At 65.8% G+C, this 17068-nt stretch carries 13 protein-coding genes and 2 tRNA genes; 5 read left to right on the top strand and 10 right to left on the bottom strand.

The annotated features are described in order from the left end of the window. The 4 genes from smc to EB084_01585 form a co-directional block, all read right to left on the bottom strand. Positions 1–2453: chromosome segregation protein SMC (smc, locus tag EB084_01570; GenBank protein NDD26945.1), on the bottom strand; the 2453-nt coding region annotated here is incomplete at its 3' end. After that, positions 2444–4258, bottom strand: coding sequence for a tetratricopeptide repeat protein (locus tag EB084_01575; GenBank protein NDD26946.1), 1815 nt, complete (start codon positions 4256–4258; stop codon positions 2444–2446). The genes EB084_01575 and smc, both read right to left, overlap by 10 nt. A gap of 507 nt (positions 4259–4765) precedes the next feature. After that, positions 4766–5338, bottom strand: a complete 573-nt coding sequence (locus EB084_01580) for a hypothetical protein (GenBank protein NDD26947.1) — start codon at positions 5336–5338, stop codon at positions 4766–4768. After that, positions 5335–6327, bottom strand: coding sequence for a GNAT family N-acetyltransferase (locus EB084_01585; protein NDD26948.1), 993 nt, complete (start codon positions 6325–6327; stop codon positions 5335–5337). Before EB084_01585 ends, EB084_01580 begins: the two co-directional genes overlap by 4 nt. 119 nt (positions 6328–6446) lie before the next feature. Between EB084_01585 and EB084_01590 the strand changes: the two genes are divergently transcribed. Together EB084_01590 and EB084_01595 are read left to right on the top strand one after the other, a co-directional pair. Beyond that, complete coding sequence (locus EB084_01590; GenBank protein ID NDD26949.1) at positions 6447–7628, top strand: hypothetical protein; 1182 nt, start codon at positions 6447–6449, stop codon at positions 7626–7628. A 45-nt stretch (positions 7629–7673) separates the two neighbouring features. After that, complete coding sequence (locus tag EB084_01595) at positions 7674–8480, top strand: Dam family site-specific DNA-(adenine-N6)-methyltransferase (protein NDD26950.1); 807 nt, start codon at positions 7674–7676, stop codon at positions 8478–8480. A gap of 80 nt (positions 8481–8560) precedes the next feature. On the opposite strand, the gene EB084_01600 is transcribed toward EB084_01595, so the two are convergent. From EB084_01600 to EB084_01610, 3 genes are all read right to left on the bottom strand, one after another. Continuing rightward, positions 8561–8636 (bottom strand) — tRNA-Glu (locus tag EB084_01600). Between the two features lie 20 nt (positions 8637–8656). Further along, positions 8657–8732 (bottom strand) — tRNA-Met (locus tag EB084_01605). Positions 8733–8782: 50 nt separating this feature from the next. Continuing rightward, entirely contained in the window at positions 8783–9667 is an 885-nt protein-coding gene (locus EB084_01610; GenBank protein ID NDD26951.1) for an FAA hydrolase family protein, read from the bottom strand. A gap of 332 nt (positions 9668–9999) precedes the next feature. Here EB084_01610 and EB084_01615 point away from each other — a divergent pair, with 332 nt between their 5' ends. After that, positions 10000–11217 (top strand): type II secretion system F family protein, encoded by a 1218-nt coding sequence (locus tag EB084_01615; protein NDD26952.1) that lies wholly within the window; start codon positions 10000–10002, stop codon positions 11215–11217. Positions 11218–11294: 77 nt separating this feature from the next. On the opposite strand, the gene EB084_01620 is transcribed toward EB084_01615, so the two are convergent. From EB084_01620 to dcd, 3 genes are all read right to left on the bottom strand, one after another. Continuing rightward, entirely contained in the window at positions 11295–13109 is a 1815-nt protein-coding gene (locus tag EB084_01620; protein ID NDD26953.1) for a hypothetical protein, read from the bottom strand. Between the two features lie 56 nt (positions 13110–13165). Continuing rightward, a complete protein-coding gene (locus tag EB084_01625; protein NDD26954.1) occupies positions 13166–13858 on the bottom strand; it encodes a Crp/Fnr family transcriptional regulator in 693 nt (230 codons plus the stop codon). A gap of 158 nt (positions 13859–14016) precedes the next feature. After that, on the bottom strand, positions 14017–14529 hold the full coding sequence (gene dcd / locus EB084_01630; protein ID NDD26955.1) for a dCTP deaminase: 513 nt from the start codon (positions 14527–14529) through the stop codon (positions 14017–14019). Positions 14530–14943: 414 nt separating this feature from the next. Between dcd and EB084_01635 the strand changes: the two genes are divergently transcribed. Both EB084_01635 and EB084_01640 read left to right on the top strand, forming a co-directional pair. Continuing rightward, positions 14944–15840, top strand: a complete 897-nt coding sequence (locus tag EB084_01635) for a hypothetical protein (GenBank protein NDD26956.1) — start codon at positions 14944–14946, stop codon at positions 15838–15840. Positions 15841–15907: 67 nt separating this feature from the next. Next, positions 15908–17008 carry a hypothetical protein gene (locus EB084_01640; GenBank protein ID NDD26957.1) on the top strand — a complete coding sequence of 367 codons (1101 nt, stop codon included), beginning with the start codon at positions 15908–15910 and terminating at the stop codon, positions 17006–17008. The last annotated feature ends 60 nt before the right edge of the window (positions 17009–17068 follow it).

Genomic DNA, 17068 nt, shown 5'->3' on the forward strand with positions numbered 1-17068 from the left:
AGCGCTTCGAGCACGCGCACCAGCTCACCCTTGGCGGCTTCGTGACGCGCGCGCTCTTCCGCAAAGCGTGACAGCTTCTCTGCCACCGCCGTGGCCCTCGTCTGCAGGGCCGTGAGCGCAACGGCGAGGGTGCTCTCCTCTGCGCGCGCGGCCTTCGACTCGGTTGCGGCTTCTTTGGCCTGGTCTCGCAGCCGTGCGGCCTCTGACGCCACCGATTGGGCGCGAGACTCCGACACCGACGCGGCACGGTCAAGCTCGGCAAGCCTGGCCGCCATGCGCTGGGCCTCCGCGCGCAGATCATCTGCTCGGGTCCGGAGGTCTCGAAGCTCCTGATCTTGACGTCGACGCTCTTCGCGCATGCGCGTGAAGCGCTTCCGGAGGTCTTCGACCTCCTTCTCGAGCGCCTCGAGCTCGGCGCGCCGCTGCACGGGGCCGGCCTTCGAGTTCTTCTGGGTTCCGCCGCTCATCGAGCCGCCGGGGGCGAGAACATCGCCGTCGAGGGTCACGATCAGGGGAATGAACGCGCGCCTGCGCACCAGCGACTCATACAGCTCAGTGGCCACGTCGAGGGTCTCGACCACCACCGTGCGCCCGAGGAGAGCCGCCACCACGCCTTCGTATCGCGCTTCGAAGCGAACCAGGTCAGGGGCCCAGCCCACAACGCCGCGCTCATCGAGGCAGTCCGGACGTCGCTGCGGGGGGCGATCGAGGTCGAGGGGCCAGAATGTGACCTTGCCGCCGCGATCGCGCTTGAGAAGCTCGATGCAGGCCTTTGCGTGACGCTTCGACTCGACCAGCACGTCCTGCGCGTGGCCGCCGAGGGCCGCTTCGATGGCGCGGGCGTGATCACGCCCCGCAACCATGCACTCCGACACCACGCCGATGACGCCTGGCAGCTTGTCCGGGCGGCGGAGAAGGTAGCGCACCCCTTCGGAGAACCCCTGGTAGTCGTCCTCGATCTCCATGAGCGCCCCGAGGCGCGACGAGCGCTGGTGGTAGGCGTCTTCGAGTTTCTCGTTGTCGCGTGCGCCCTGCTCGATCTGGGCCTCGAGGGAGGTGCGCTGCTCCTTGAGGGTGGCCACCTCCTTGTCGATGGCGTCGAGGCGGGTCTTCAGCTCGTCGGCCTCGGCCCTCTTCTCTTCCTGGCGAGCTTCGTGCTCGCGCCCCTCGGCCTCTACCCGGTCGGCCTGCTCGGTGAGCGCCAGGGCGCGCTCGCTGGCGGCCAGGGCGCGCTCGCTGGCGGCCTGCTTGCGGGCCTCCACGGACGCCCGCTCCTGGGCCACGCTCGACTCCTCGCGAAGCGCTTCACCGAACTCGGGAGACCGTTCCACCGATTCCTGCTCGAGGGCTTCGATGCGCCGCTCCTGCGCGGCCACCTCGTCTTCGGTGCCGTCCACTGCAGTGGCCGCTGTCGCCTCTTCGTCACGGGCTTCAGACATCTGCTGGCCCAGCTCGGTGTCGAGCTCGCCGATGCGGGTCAGGCGGAGGTTGATGCGCTCCCGGTCGCGCTCCACGTTCTGCGCGCGCTCCTCGGCCAGCGCCACGTCGCGGCGGGCGCGCTCGAGCTCGATGGCGGCCAGGCGTCTCTCTTCCTGAACCCGCTGCAGCGTTTCCTCGAGGCGTGACATCTCCTCGCGACGCGATGAGACCTGCTCCTCGAGCCAGCCGAGGCGCTCGCCTGCGGTCTGCGCCTGGGTGGCCGCGCTCTCTCCTCGCTGCAGGATGTCTTGGAGCGCTTTCTCGATGCTCTCCATCTCCCGGGCGGCCAGCCCCACCTCGAGACGGCGGAGGCGCTCCTCGGCGCGCTTGTAGCGCTGGTAGCGCTCGACCTGATGCGACGCCGTGTCGAGGCCCGTGCGCACCTCTCGCAGGATGTCGTGCAGGCGGGTGAGGTTGTCCTTCACCTGGTCGAGCTTGCGCGCGGCTTCGCGCTTGCGCATCTTGTACTTCAGGACGCCGCTCGCCTCTTCGATGACGATCTTGCGATCCTGCGCGTCGGGGGAGAGCACCATGCCCATCTCCCGCGCGCCCAGCATGCAGATCGATCCCTGGCCCAGCCCCGTGCCGGCGAGCATGGCGTGGATGTCCTTCAGGCGGGACGGCGCCTTGTTGATGAGATACTCGGTGTCTCCTCCGCGGAAGAGGCGGCGCGTAATCGAGATCTCACTGAACTCCAGCGGAAAGTAGCCGTCGGTGTTGTCGAACACCACGGTGCACTCGGCCATGCCGGCCGGCTGGCGCGTTCCGCTTCCGGCGAAGATCATCTCCTCCATGCGGTTTCCGCGCAGGGTCCGCACGCTGCCTTCGCCCAGGCAGAAGCGAAGGGCGTCGGTGATGTTCGACTTTCCGCTGCCGTTGGGGCCTACGATGGCGGTGATTCCAGGTCCGAACTCGAGCTCGGTGCGGTCGGCGAAGGTCTTGAAGCCGACCATCTCACAGCGCTTCAGGTACAATAGCTGCGCTCCTCTTTGCGCACCTGGGCCAGCAGGCCTCGGGCGGATTCGTGTGTGGGCTGCAGGCGCAGGGCGCGCCGCAGATAGCGTGTCGATGCCTTGTAGTCGCCGAGGCGACGGGCTACGTCTCCCACCATGACGAGAACGTCGACCGCGCGTGGGGCGTGATAGAGGGCGACCTCGCAGCGGGTGCGGGCCTCTTCGAGTCGGTTCTGGGCAAGCATGGCCTGGGCGAGGTGAACGTGCGCCTCCACCAGCCCGGGCAGCAGATCGATGGCGCGCCACAGCGCCTGCTCGGCGCGACGCCACTGACCTGCCTCGATCAGGCACTTCCCCATCTCGAGCCAGGTGCGGCCATTTGGTGCGCCGTAGCGGGCGGCGAGGCCGTACTCTCGAACGGCGTCGCGCCATCGGCCGAGTCGCTGGTACGATTCGGCAAGCTGCAGATGGCCTTCTGCGAATTCAGGGACGCATCGCACGCTCTTGCGGAAGTAGGTCAGCGCTGCGTCGTGGCGCTCGCTGGCGGCCAGGTTCGAGCCGATGCGGAAGTGGAGCGACGCCGCGTCGGACGGGCTCTCGAGCAGATCGGCCAGGCGGGAGGCCTCCCGGAACGAGCGCACGGCGCGCGCGTGATCGTTGAGAACGAGCGACGCGAGACCGAGGTTGAACAGGGCGTGGGTTCGCACCGAGTCGTCATCGGCGTGCTCTCTCGCGCGCTCGAGAAGCTGCTGCGCTTCGTCGAGCTGCCCCGACATGATGGCCGCATTCCCCATGTTCAGCAGAGCGACCGGGTCTTGCGGATGGCTTTCGAGGATGGAGCTGAACGCTCGCCTCGCCTGGGCGACGTCACCGCGGTTGAGGTGCACCAGCCCCACTCCGTTGCGCGCACCCACGTGCAGCGGGTCGGCGTACAGGGCGCGCTGGAAGCACAGCAGGGCTTCGTTCCACTCTCCCCGTTCCATGCACGAGCGACCGTGTTCCACAAGGGTCTCGACGGTGCCGGTCGAGAGATGTTCCGGGTAGCCGCCAGGGAACAAGGGTTCGTCTTCGATGGCGCTGGCCGTCTGGAATCGGCAGAGCGCGGGCAGCACGTCTCGAAGCATCTCGCTCCACGTCTCTGCCGACAGCTGCGCGCGCAGCTCGTTGAGGTAGTCGACCAGCGACGTGCGGGCGCTCTCCGGGAAGACGTTCACCGCGCCGGCGAGACGCAGCTCGCGGTTCCACCGCAGCAGGCGCACGAGCACCAGCTCGCCTCCGCGCAGGTTGAGCGAGGATGGTGGCTCTGCCACGAAGTGCTCGATCTCTCCGCCGACGCGCATGAGGTCGCGCATGAAGATGCCGTTGGCCACCACGTCGGTGACCTGATAGAACGAGAGGTGCGTCTCTGACCACGACTTCACGTCGTCTCGCGGATCTCCGCCAAGGTCGGAGCTGGATTCGAGGAAGGCCTCGATGAGGGGGTTGTGATCGCTCGTGCAGGCGCGGTCGAAGATCATCCACTCCAGGAACGCCAGGTATTCGGCGCCTTCGACCCATGCGCCATCGTTCGAGGCCAGGGCATACCCGGTCTCGTGGGGACGGCTCGTGCCGAAGTACTCCTGACTGGCGCGCTCGGTCTCCGCGCGGTACTCGGGGCGCAGTGCAAAGTCGACGAGCGCCCGGAACACTTCCCAGAAAGGCGGGCGAAGCCGCTTCATGGCACCTCGCTTCCGGCTGGCCTCCGCCGAGGATCGTGAGATGATGCTGATGCCCTGCTCGTCATTTGCGTTCTTCCGGGGGCAGGCGACGAGCAGGGCATCATCCACACTCTCCAGGTCCTGGTGGCAGCAGGCAATGGAATGGATGCTGAATGTAATTCAATGGAAGCCGCAGAACTCCTTCTTCTCGGCGCAAGAATTTCGTCGCGCGCTTCGGCGCGATGCGCCACGGAAAGCAGAAGCGCCTCGGTGATCGACCGAGGCGCTCTCTCTGTGCTTCAGGGAATTGCCGAAGGGCTTACTCTTCGCCGCCCTTAGCGGCACCCGCCAGATTCGAGATCAGCTTCATGGGGTCGGCGTTCTCGATGAGCTTGCCGAGCTTCTGGAGTCCCTTGCCGGGGTTGAGCTTGTCGAGCGGGCTGCTACCGCCGCCACCGCCGATGTCACCAATGCCAGGAAGTCCCATGTGCGTGCTCTCCTTATCCCTGCTCGCCGATCTTCGAAGGGGTCGGCGTGGCCATTATCAGCGGCGTCGCTCGAGCGAGGCGGCGGATCGAGGCCCTCTTGTCTCTCCTATCACGCATCGACGCGTGCGCGTCTAGTGCCTGTGTGCTGTCACGTCTCTCGTGTCTCGGCGATCTCGAGCGCCATCTCCTGGGCGCGATCGATGTCGATCCAGCCCTGCTCAGCGTCTCTCCAGCCTTCCGAGACATCGTTCGCGTCTGACGTCGTCAGCCAGCGCTCCATTCGGTTCACACCCGTCTGGAGACGGCGAAACCCCGCCTCCATGAGCACGGCAACGGCGCGCTCGCTCTCCGGAAGCGTGCTGAACCGCTCGCGCGCCACGTCGCTCTCGAAGACCTTCACGCCCATCACGGCGATGGTCTTGATGCGCTGCATCACTGCGCGGTAGGTGTCGTTGTCGATTCCGCCTTCGAGGGCGCCGTCGGCTGCTGCCCGCAGGGCGCGGTAGTTGCGGGCGCGCTCGAGCGGCACGCTCCGGCCCCGGGCGCCCGTGCCTGCCTCTTCCGCCATCAGCGAAAGGCCTGTCCCGTCGTCTTCCACAGCCTCGAGGGCGCTGCCACATTCGGGACAGCCCACGTCGTCGGGGTCGCATTCGGTTCCGCACGCGGGGCACGGGACGTGACGTACACGATGCATGATGGCCTCGAGATCGGGTTCGCTCACTGAATCGCTCCTTCTCTGGGGGGCATCTGCCGTTCACCGTCGAGGCGGCGGAACCACCGTGTGTGCTCGCGCTCGAACGCGAATCTCCGGGAGAGGCCCTCAACCCGTTCGTTGTCGACGCTGATGTCGCCTGTCAGGTACCGCACGCCGCGCTGCCGCAGCGCTTCGATCACGTGGTCGACCAGGGCCACCGCAACCCGCGAACCCCAGTGCGCCCGCATCACCGAGATGTCGAAGATGTAGGCTTCCTGGCCGCCGTCGATGGCCGATCCGGCCCGCGGTCGTAGCTGGATGGCGCCGGCGGGTTCAGCCCCTGCCGTGGCAACCCAGACCGAGAGATCGTCGTCGCCTTCCAGATCGACGAGCGCGTAGACGTCGAAGAACCGCTGGCGCACGCGTTCGATCTCGTCGCGGCGCGATGCGCAGAACATGAACGGCACGCACTCGGTGCTGAGGGCGACGAGAAAGAGCCTGTCCTCCTCAGCGGCGGGGCGCACCGTGATCTCGCCTGGCGCGCTTGTGGGGGCGCGCAGCAGGTTGCACACGATGCGATGGTACTCAGGCTCGAGCCCGGCGTCGCGCGCGACTGTCGCCTGGGCGTCATCTGACGGGGAGAGATCGACGCCCAGGCGCACCGAGCCTCGCGCACCTGCTCGTCGTGCCGCCTCGTCGAGGAGGGCCGGGGTGTCGATCCACGAGGGGTCACGCACCATCGAGATGGTCGTGCCGGAGACGTTCTCCTCGACCTCGTGCTGAACGATGACCCATCCGCGCGGCCGGCCGTCTCCGGAGTCGACGTGCACCAGGAAGTCGACGGCGGGGTGGTCGATGAGCGCGTCGATTCTCTGGTTCAGCGCTTCGCACATCTGCGCGCCGAGCAGCGCCGCAGAGTAGTCGCGCGCGGCAGGCGAGAACCAGGGACGTCTCGCGGCGATGGCGATGATGTCGGCGCGGTGCATCGGGGTTGCCGCCACGATCAGGGTGGACATCGGCGACCGCTTCGCGCCGCTGCTGCCTGCGTCCTGTGCCCTGCTCGACCGCGTCGGATGTTCACATCCCGGTCGCACCGTCTCGAGCGGGCTTCTGGTACGATGAGGTCTGAGGAAGAATGACCGTCGCCATGATTGACAGCATCGCCAGGCCGAACCCCTTTCCCAGCACCTCGAAGGTGCGCCTTCCCGCAGATGAGGGCGCCCATTCTGGCGCCAAGACCGAGTGGTGGTACCTCAACGGCCATCTGCGCGATGATCAGGGGCGCGAGTACGGCTTCGTCGACGCGCTCTTTGACGTGCCCGACATCATCGATGCCCGTTTCAACAAGAACCTCCCGCTCATGCCAGGGGCGACGCAGCTCGACGCGGCCATCACCCTCGAGAGCGAGGGGCGTCACAGCGCGTTTCGAACCCCTCACTTCCACCGCCCCGGCGCCCAGCCTCACGGAGGCATCACAGAGTCCCAGCTGAGCGAGCAGTTCGTCGACAAGCGTGGAACCTGGCGCGTGGAGCGCCTCGATGATCACACGATTCACCTGGCAGGCCCTCACGGCGACGCGCAGCTCGATCTGAGGCTCACCCACGACAAGCCCGCCCTCATGATGGGCGGCGAGGGCGAGATCGCCATGGGGCCGCACGGCCTGTCGAAGTACTACACCTGGACCCGTCTGCAGGCGTCCGGGACGGTGCTGGTCGACGGAGAGGCCCGTCGGGTCGAGGGCACTGCCTGGATGGATCACCAGTGGGGTGACATGCAGATGCTCAATGGCTACGACGGGTGGGACTGGTTCGGCATCCAGCTCGACAACGGCGCTGACGTGAACGCGTTCCGCTTTCGTGGTGCCGACGGCGGGAACGTTCAGGCTTCGGTGGGCGTGAGCAACGCCGACGGGACCCAAGCCGTGTCTGACCAGATCGAGCTCACGCCGAGATCGTGGTGGACCAGTCCGGACACGGGTGTCCGCTACCCGACCTCCTGGCACATCACCGTGCCGGATCGCCACCTCGATCTCGACGTGACACCGACCTTCGACAATCAGGAGATGGCGGGCACCCGGCCGTACAGCCACCCCAAGCTGGCGCCCATCCCCACCTACTGGGAGGGGAGTCTGCGCGTGACCGGCACCATGGACGGCCAGCCCGTGAGCGGAAAGGCCTACGGCGAGTTCGTGGGGTACGGCGTCACCGATGCCGACCGTCGGCTTGATGCGGCGACCGTCGCGGCCGCACAAGGGTTGGTGGCGTCTGCGTCGAATGGCGCGCCCGACGGCTCGAGCGAGCTTCAGAGATCAGCCTGAGCGCCTGCCGCGCGCAGATCCCATCGCTCGTAGACCCCCGTCGTGATGAGGTCACAGACGCGCTTGTCAGAAAAGCTCGAGATCAAGCCCCCATTGAAATGGGCGGGAGGGAAGCGCTGGCTCCTGCCCCATCTGCTCCCGATCTGGAGGCGTCACGCGCGCCGTCGTCTGGTGGAGCCGATGTGCGGGGGCCTCGGGGTTGCCCTGGGCCTTCTGCCGCGCGAGGCGCTGCTGAACGACATCAACCCCCACGCCATCAACCTCTATCGCTGGTTGCGCGAGGGGCTCGAGATCTCTGCACCCATGGAGAACGACGAGGCGTTCTACTACGCATGTCGCGACCGCTTCAACGCACTGATCCGGGAAGGTCGCACGGATACGCAAGAGGCGGCCGGGCTTTTCTACTACCTGAACCGCACCGGCTTCAACGGCCTGTGCCGGTTCAACCGGAGCGGGCTGTACAACGTCCCGTTCGGTCGCTACGCGAAGATCGGGTACGTGCGTGACTTCAGGCACTACGCCGAGGTCTTCCGCTCGTGGGAGTTCAATGTCGGCGATTTCGAGGCGGTGGCGCTGCGCAGCGGTGATTTCGCCTATGCCGACCCGCCTTACGATGTCGAGTTCACGCAGTATGCAAAGGAAGGCTTCTCCTGGGACGATCAGGTTCGCCTGGCCCAGTGGCTGGCGCGCCATGACGGTCCGGTCGTGCTCTCGAACCAGGCCACGCCGCGCATCCTCGAGCTCTATCGCAGCCTCGGGTATCGTCTCACCCTGTACAGCGCCCCACGATCGATCAGCAGCAATGGCGATCGCACCCAGGCGGTCGAGGTGCTCGCGCGTCTGCGCACCTGACGGCTTGCGCCGCTTTCCCGGCGGCGCATGGAAAGCAGACGCCCCCTCGACCAGATGATCGAGAGGGCGTTGAGGAAACCTGGTGACCCCAGCGGGATTCGAACCCGCGATCTTCGCCGTGAAAGGGCGACGTCATAACCGCTAGACCATGGGGCCATTGATGCGGAGGGAGTTCCTGGTGGGCCCACCAGGACTTGAACCTGGGACCAACCGGTTATGAGCCGGTCGCTCTAACCACTGAGCTATGGGCCCCTGCTTCCGCGTTCGCATATTATACTGAAGGGGCGCGACCCCGTCAACGTTCAGGGCCGACCGGGGGGGCGGTGTGTCACCGGGTTGCGCAGAACGCCGAGTCCGTCGATGCTCGCTTCCATAACGTCTCCTTCTGTCAGGAAGACGGGAGGGTTGCGAAAGACGCCCACCCCCGCGGGGGTGCCCGTCGAGATGATGTCTCCGGGCTCGAGGGTGAAGGCTTCAGACAGCCAGCTCACCAGGGTGGGCACGTCGAAGATCATGCGGCGCGTGTTCGAGCGCTGGCGAACCTCGCCATTGACCCGCATCTCGATGTCGCGTTGAGGTGGGAACTCGAGTGCGTCGACGGTCACCACTGCGGGCCCCATGGGGCAGAAGGTGTCGAAGCTCTTGGCGCGCACCCACTGGCGGTCGCTTCGCTGCAGGTCACGGGCGGTGACGTCATTGATGATGGTGTACCCGAAGATGTGGTCGCGCGCGGCCTCCGGAGAGATCATCCTTCCCCGGCGTCCGATGATCACCGCCAGCTCCACCTCGTAGTCGATGCGGCTGCTTGCGGGCGGGATCTCAACGGGCGCCTCGGGTCCCACGATGGAGGAGGCGAACTTGGCGAACATGAGCGGCGCAGGCGGTGGCTCGATGTTCTGCTCCTCCGCATGGTCGCGGTAGTTGAGCCCGATGGCCATGATCTTTCCGGGACGTCGAAGCGGGGGAGCGAGCACCAGGCTCTCCAGCGGCAGCCAGCCTGACCCGCTGGCACTCGAGATGAGCGTGCGAACCCGCTCGAGGGTGTGTTCGCCCCCCGCGACGAGCGCGTCGCAGTCAGCGGGGGCGTCGGGGGCCAGGGCGGTGATGTCGAGGGCCAGCGCCGTGGTCTCGTCGACGAGCCCGAGGCGGGGCGAGCCGCACGTTCCGAGGAAGGTCACAAATCTCACACGCGGGGGGTTGGCCTGCGTGTGGCGGGATTCCTTTGCTGGAGGCCGACACAGCGGCTGTTACGATTCTGTCAAAGTCCTGACGACCTCCACCCGGCAGTGGTATGATGCGTCTGTGAGCACGCGAGATGAGTGCGCGTGACCACAGCAATGTTTTCTCGGGGGAGATCCAGGGGAGGCTGCAAAGCCGCAAGAGTGAGGCCCCGACATAAGTGCCCTGCGCATCCGCGTAGGGCTTTCTTTTTACCGGCGCTGCCCGCCCTTCCCGTATCGCGGGCCTGACGCTTTGTTGAGCCTGGAACCGGGCGCGATTTTCTGGTATAGGAAGAGCAATGCCTTCGTTCAAGTATCAGGCGCAGGCCCCCGATGGCCGTATGGTTACGAGCACCATCGAGGCCATGAACCTGAGCGTGGCCATCGACACGCTCACCGCGAGCCGGATGAAGATCGTCGAGATCAAGCCGGTCCGCTTCAATCCGCTGGCCATCTTCACCAGGGCCCAGAAGAAGGTCGACCACCAGGCGGTGGTGATGATGACCCGGCGACTGGGTACGATGCTTCGCTCGGGTCTCCAGCTGTCTCGCGCGTTCCAGGTGCTCCACGATCAGGAAGAAGACCCGGGCCTCAAGCCGGTGCTCAACACCATCCTGCACGACATCCGAACAGGATCGGCCCTGTCGTGGTCGATGGGCAAGCACCCCCACGCCTTCAGCACGATCTATCTGGCCATGCTCCGAATCGGTGAGACGACGGGTGACATGGCCAACATGACCGAGAAGCTGGCCGACTTTCTCGAGCAGGATCTCAAGATCCGCAAGCAGGCGGGTTCGGCCATCACCTACCCCGCCTTCATCTTTGGCGTCTGCCTGCTCGTGATCGGCGTCATCTTCGTCTACATCCTGCCGCAGATGCTCGACATCTTTGCGAGCGACACGGCCAAGCTGCCCCTGCCGACGAAGATCATGATGTTCATCTGCAACAGCATCAAGAACCCGTACATCGAGCTCGGTGCGGTGCTGGGCGGTCTCTACTACGGCATCTACATCCGTGATTACCTGAGCACTGCGGAGGGTCGGTTCAACTTCGATCGGTTCATGCTGAAGGTCCCGCTCCTGGGCGACCTCAACAAGAAGCTGATCACCGCGCACTTCTGCCGCGCCATGGGCATTCTGCTGGCGACTGGCGTTCCCCTGATGAAGGCGCTCGAGGTGATGATGGAGTTCATCGACAACACGTACTTCCGTCAGATCATCTGCGAGCCGATGTTCGAGGGGGTGCGTGAGGGCAAGAACATCTCCCAGGTCGTGGGCGAAGCCGACTTCTTCCCGATGATGACGACCAACATGATCACGGTCGGCGAGAACACGGGCGACCTTCCACGCATGCTTACGCGCGTGTCGCAGTTCTACGACCAGGAGGTCCTCTACGCGCTAGAGAGCTTCCTGGTCCTGCTCGAGCCCATCATGATCGGAACGATGGGCCTCATCGTGTGCTTCGTCCTGCTCTCGGTCTTCCTGCCGCTCTATCAGTTCATCATGAACGTCGGCTGACCGTCGCGCAACGCCCCGTCGCGTCTGCCTCGGCGTACGTCACGCAGCGCGCTGCCGCGCAGCGAAAGCCATTGCTGCTACGCGTTGGTCTCCTTCGGCTTCGGCTCTTTCTCGTAGGTACGTCCCTGGAGATACGAGATCAGGTCGAGGAGCACCAGCTTCGTGATGGGAGAGGTCTCGAGCTTGCTTCGCTTGAGATCGTCGGCGATGCGCATCTGGCAGAGCAGATACTCGCCCTTGCCCGCCTTGAAGATGCCTGCCACGGTGGTTCGCACGCCCGTGGCGCGGCTGAACGTCTGGATCAGGGGGGGGTTCGGACGCTTGTGGTCGACCTCCACAAGGTACTCCTTTGGCAGGAGGTGGCCGGTCTTGGTCTGCACGTCTTCTTCGCGCAGGTGCTTCCAGATTCCCGGTCGGGCCTCGAGGGAGATCTTCTCTCCGTTGTTCGGGACGAAGAACGCATGGAAGGGAAGCACCGGGGCATCGGCTTTCCCGTGGTCGAGGAGCATCACGCGACCCCCTTCCTCGACGTAGGCGCGAATGAGGAACAGGAAGTTCTTGGCAAGTCCGATGCAGTGCGGGGCCACCACGATGGCGCGTGGAAGCACGGCACCCGGTTTCTTTCCCAGGAAGTTGCGCTCTTCGGTGAGCAGCTCCATGCTGGCGGGGGTGACCGAGTAGCCCAGGTCTTGAAGCGACCGCGAGAAGACCCCCTCGGCATCGTCGAGCACGATCAGCTCCTTGCTGAACACGCTTCGGCTGAGCAGAAAGATCAGGTACTTCCCACCGAACCAGGTCAGGCCGACAAGCAGCACCGACACCACCAGCACCAGGAACCCCGAGAGGAGACGCGGCTCGCTCACGAGGCGAACCGAGGGGGGGGCCATCTGCATCGTGCGGTTCGGCGGGCCGTTCGCCGTCGCGCTGGCGGTGGGCGAAGGCGCGATCGCGGTCGGGGCGTCGAGGGCGGTCACATCGAACAGGGGCGACATGCCACCGCTGACGGTGGCCTGACTGAACGTGATGAGCGGGATCTGGTTGAGCTGACCCGCCTCGGGCGGCACGCTGAAGAAGTCGCTGGCGTTGAATCGCACGGGCCTGCCACTGGTCGGGTCGGTGTATTCGAGCTGCACCACGGCGTGGCGGGTCTTGTCGACCCAGAGCGTCATTGTGAGCTCGGGCGACGTGCGGCTGATCTTCCAGCACGCGCGATGGCTCACTTCTTCTTCACCCAGGAAGGCCAGCTCGGCGCCGACGGGGACCTTCTTGAGCTGGAACGGCCAGATGTTGGTCAGTGGATGGAAGCGATAGGGCTTGCCGAACGGGTTGCCCTCTGGCGTTGCGGAGGGCGTGGCCGAGGAGGCCGCGACAGGGGTTGCGGAAGGGGTATCGCTCGGTGCGACTGCGGCGGAGGGCGATGCGGACGGCGCGTCAGACGGGGAAGCTGAAGGTGCGGGAGAGATCGAGGGCGCTGGGGAGGGGCTGTCTGTCGCGCCAGGGGTGAACCCCTCCGTGGAGACGACCCAGAGGTTGTAGCCGTCGTCGCTTCCGAGGTGGGTGACCATGTCGCTGTGGCCCTGCGGCCACAGATAGATGTCGAACTGGTCTGGGGCAACCCAGGTTGCTCTTCCCTCGAGGTAGGCGAACTCGAGCCCGTTCTGACGGTAGGGTGCGAGGCACGAGTCGAGGAGCCTCGGGTCGTTCCGGAGCATCTGCACCCGCACGGAGTAGCTGGTCCGCGCGAAGGCCTGATGAACGACCTCGTTGCGGATGATGTAGTTCGGGTCGGGGGCGGGTTCCGCCAGAGCCGCAGGGCAGAGCAGCGCGCCGACGAACAGGGCGGCGAGCAGCAGCGTGAGGATGGCAGGCCAACGCAGGCGCCTGTGGCCCACGCGCGCGTTCGTGTGCGTGACTCCCCCCCCACCAGTGCGCCTCGGCATGCGTCTCCTCAGGGGATCTGGCGCAGCCTGTCGAGGCCGGCTACGCGCACCAGGCTCTTGTCGAGCTCGATGACGCCCTCATCGTGGAGCTCTGACATCATGCGTGAAACGGTCTCACGGCTGGTTCCCAGCATCTGTGCGATCTCGGTCTTTGGCATGGGGAGGCGGAACACCGTCTTCCCATCGGCTGACCTGCCGTCTTTCTCGCCCCAGTCGGCGAGCAGCCTCGCGAGACGGCCCTTCACGGAGAGCAGGGCCAGGTTCTCGATGATGGCGTCGGCGTGGCGCAGCCGCTCGGAGAGATAGCGCAGCATCTTGAGGCTGACGGCGGGCGTTCGCTCGAGGAAGTGGTTGAAGTCTTCATGCCCGATGCAGTAGACCCGTGTCTCCTGCTGCGCCTGGGCTGACGCCGATCGGCACTGACCGTCGAACAGCGACATCTCGCCGAAGAAGTCTTCTCGGCCGAGCACAGCGAGAATGACCTCGCGCCCTCGCGCATCTTGCAGGAAGATGCGGATGCGCCCCTCGAGGATGATGAAGAAGTGCTGACCCGGGTCTCCCTGCAAGAAGATGAGCTCATCGCGACGAATGCGCCGGGTCGAGCCGATCGCGGTGAGATCGCGGATCTCGCGATCACTGAGAACGGAGAACAGCGGCACGCGCTTGAGCATGTCGCATATCACCGAGTCGGGCGTGATCATCGATAGACCTCTTCTGCGTGTCGGTCGTTGCGGCCACGTGGCGAGGTGGAGGGAGAGCCGCTGGCGTGCGCGCACCCTCGCGGGGGCAACGACGTCTGCAAGTCGTTCGCGTCGCGACGTTGATTCCCTGTTGGCATCAGGGGAGGGGTCTCCTACGATCAGGGGCGATCCTGGCGCGCAAAGACCCCCTTGTAGGTGGCCTCGCCCTCTGTGTGCATGAAGATGAACTGGCAGAAGCGCGTTCCTGGGTGGAGCGCCAGCGGAACGCTGCTGACGTTCGAGATCTCGAGCACCTGTCGGTTGTCGATGCCGGGCTGCATGAAGCCGGCGGTGATGTGCACCATCAGGCCCAGACGGGCGAATCTCGATCGCCCCTCCAGCCAGCCGCACAGATAGGGCGGCAGCTTGATGCGCTCCACCGTGATGCCCAGCACCGTCTCGTGCGGAAGGAGCACGTAGGCGTCGTCAACGGTGACCAGATCGGTGATCTCGTTGAAGTCGGCTTTGTCGTTGACGTGGTAGATCTGGTGCAGCTTCTTGAAGACGCGGAACTCGTTGCCCAGGTGAAGGTCGACCGAGCCGGGGCCGACCTGGCTCTCGTCGAATGGGGTGATCACGATGTTGCCGGCGCGTATCTCGCGCAGGATGACGTCATGTGTCAGGACAGACATGGCGATCTCCTCTCGCTGCGTCACGGGAGCGCCATGCGGCGGCGTTCCCCAGCAGATGCCTCGCACACGGGTATACGACGCCCCCCCTGCAGGGCCTGCCGGGCCTGATTCTGGCGTGCTTCTTGCTTGAAGCGCGGTTTTTCGTCTGCTATAATCCCGCACGGAGAACAGGTCGAGGAGCGGTTGTCACGCTTGGCGCCCTCGAACCGGCACTGAAAGGCGGGTGCATGGAGAAGCTGAAGCGGTTGCTGACCCTGATCGCGTCCAACGCGCTCTTCTGGATCTTCGTGATTCTCGGGTCGATGGTGCTGTTCATCATGCACTACGAGAGGCCGGTCAACTTTGTTGTCGATAAGATCTACCATCTCTTCTAGCGCCGCCGCGGCTGCGCTCTGGCTCTCTTCGGCGTCGTCGGTGCTGGCCCAGACCGCTGACGCAACGCCGGCACCGGCCCAGAACCTGCCGGTCTTCTTCCTCGTTGCGTTTCTGTGCCTGTTCGGCTACCTCATCTATCACAATCACACCCTCGCCGCCAGACTCGATGCGCTCGATCGCGCCAGCGCCCAGGATGATGCAGGCATTGCGCCTCAGCCGCTCGGATTCGACGAGCTGGTCGACAGCGGTGGCGCAATGACCCTCTTCAGGGGCAGCGCCCGCATCGACCGTTCTGGCCTGTACCTGCTCATCACCGATGATGAGAAGCGGCTCACGACGGTGGTTGCGACCGTCATGCGCGATGTTCTCGCGGCGCGCGCAGGTTCGGTTCTGTACGTGTCTCAGCGTGCGGGCGCCGATGAGATCGCGGCGGCCCTCATGGCCCTCGAGGCGGGGGTGCCCTGGGAGAGCCTGTCCAAGTCTGACCAGGCGAGGCATCGTCGCGGCCTGCGAACCGATCTCGAGCGGTACGAATCGGGCGTTCACGTCTTCGACGCGCTCGACTGGACGCCGGATGGCTTGTTCAGCGGGGCCCGCCGCCTCAAGGAAGAAGGGCGGCCGGTGAGCGCCCTGCTGGTTGACGACCCTGGGCTCTCCCTGCTTCACGAGGCCAGACGCGCGGAGACGGTCGAGCGGCTGCGGCTGCTGTCTGTGAAGTGCGCGGTGCCCGTCTTCGTGATGTCGTCCGGGAAGGGGGGCGAGCTCCTGATGGGAGTCCCGTCGGCGGAGGCCCTCTACCGTGCGATGATGGTCGTCGACGCAGGAGAGGGGCGGTCGACCGATTGCGTTGCCAGGGCGGTCGAGCCTACGGCCGCTCGACCGGCGGTCCAGGCTTCGCGCGACGTCGCCGCAGAGACGCTGGCTGCACGCTCTTGACCATTCGCGCGTCTGTCGGCCCATGCGTCTCTGACGCAGGCTTCGTCTCGTGTCAATCGCGGGAGGCATGAGGCTCAGCGGGGTGCGGACCGCGCTCGCGCTCGCGCTCGTTGTCGAGGCGTGCCTCGTCGCCGCAGGTCTGTGGACGCTCAGTGAATCCAGCTACCCGTTTGTCGCGCCCCTCGAGACGCGACCCTTGATCCGTCCGTCGCGGATGACAGTGGCGCGTGCAGATCTCGTCGACTGCGTTCACGTCTTCCACGGCAGCGCGGCCCTGGGTCGCGATCCTCTCGCCGAGCCCGGGAAGCGTCCTGTTTCGGCTCGGGCCCAGCTCGCCCCCGACCCAGGTCACTTCTCGTGGATCGTGCTCGAAGAGAAGGTGAGCCCCCGCGATGCGCTGCACGCGGTTGCCCTTCGCGGTCTCGCGCCGGGGAGCGTGGTGCGCCGTCAGACCGAGTCTGGCCTCGATGACGGGCTTCTCAGCGTGTTCTACGATCTGGGCGGGGAGACCCAGGCCTTTGCCCACAACTGGTCGACGGTCGGCGTTCAGGAGGTGCAGATGGCGCCGCTCCTGCCCTGGACGAAGCGACTCGATGCCGTGGTTCTGTCGGCCTATGATCCGGAGCACTGTGCCGGGCTCGAATACGTGCTCGGAACGAGCCCCGACGTTCTGCTGCTCGGCCCTCCCCTGCCCCGGACCGCAGACACCCGCTGGGGGCGGCGTGGCGAGGAGGTTCTCGATCGTGTGCGCCAGGCTCGACGCCTGCGAACCTGGACGGAGGGCCTCCATCGTCTCACAACGAGACTGCGGCTGCTCGTGTATCGCACGCTTGCCGGAGGCCAGGAGGCGGCGCTGGTCGTCGTGAGCCGGCAAGGGGTCACGGTTGTCGCGGGTGCGGGAGGCCGCCCCTTCGTCGATCTGGTGGAGCTGGTCGAGCGCCAGACGGGCTCGGTTGTCACGCGCTTCATCGGTGACGTCGGTCTCGAGATCGTCGACGACGTTGTCACCGCTCGCGTCAGGCATCTGAGTGACACGCACGGCAGCCTCGAGGTGTCACCGGGATTCGGCACGTCGCTCGAGGGGCTGAGCCTGCTCTCCGAGGCGCTGGGCAGCGCGCGCGTGCGTCCGGCGCGACTGGGCGCGCGCATCCGGGTCGGTGCGCCATGATCTGGAAAATCCAAGAATCTTGGGCTATAGTATACGATACGTGAAATGGTCGACCCCGCC

It is taken from the genome of Pseudomonadota bacterium (genome assembly GCA_010028905.1).
Classification (GTDB): domain Bacteria; phylum Vulcanimicrobiota; class Xenobia; order RGZZ01; family RGZZ01; genus RGZZ01.

What these genes read in the sequence shown, in the direction of transcription:
- EB084_01595 (NDD26950.1), top strand. Translation starts at nt 7,674, where the DNA reads ATGAGGTCACAGACGCGCTTGTCAGAAAAGCTCGAGATCAAGCCCCCA.
- EB084_01590 (NDD26949.1), top strand. Translation starts at nt 6,447, where the DNA reads ATGACCGTCGCCATGATTGACAGCATCGCCAGGCCGAACCCCTTTCCC.
- EB084_01640 (NDD26957.1), top strand. Translation starts at nt 15,908, where the DNA reads ATGAGGCTCAGCGGGGTGCGGACCGCGCTCGCGCTCGCGCTCGTTGTC.
- dcd (NDD26955.1), bottom strand. Translation starts at nt 14,529, where the DNA reads ATGTCTGTCCTGACACATGACGTCATCCTGCGCGAGATACGCGCCGGC.
- EB084_01625 (NDD26954.1), bottom strand. Translation starts at nt 13,858, where the DNA reads ATGATCACGCCCGACTCGGTGATATGCGACATGCTCAAGCGCGTGCCG.
- EB084_01615 (NDD26952.1), top strand. Translation starts at nt 10,000, where the DNA reads ATGCCTTCGTTCAAGTATCAGGCGCAGGCCCCCGATGGCCGTATGGTT.
- EB084_01585 (NDD26948.1), bottom strand. Translation starts at nt 6,327, where the DNA reads ATGTCCACCCTGATCGTGGCGGCAACCCCGATGCACCGCGCCGACATC.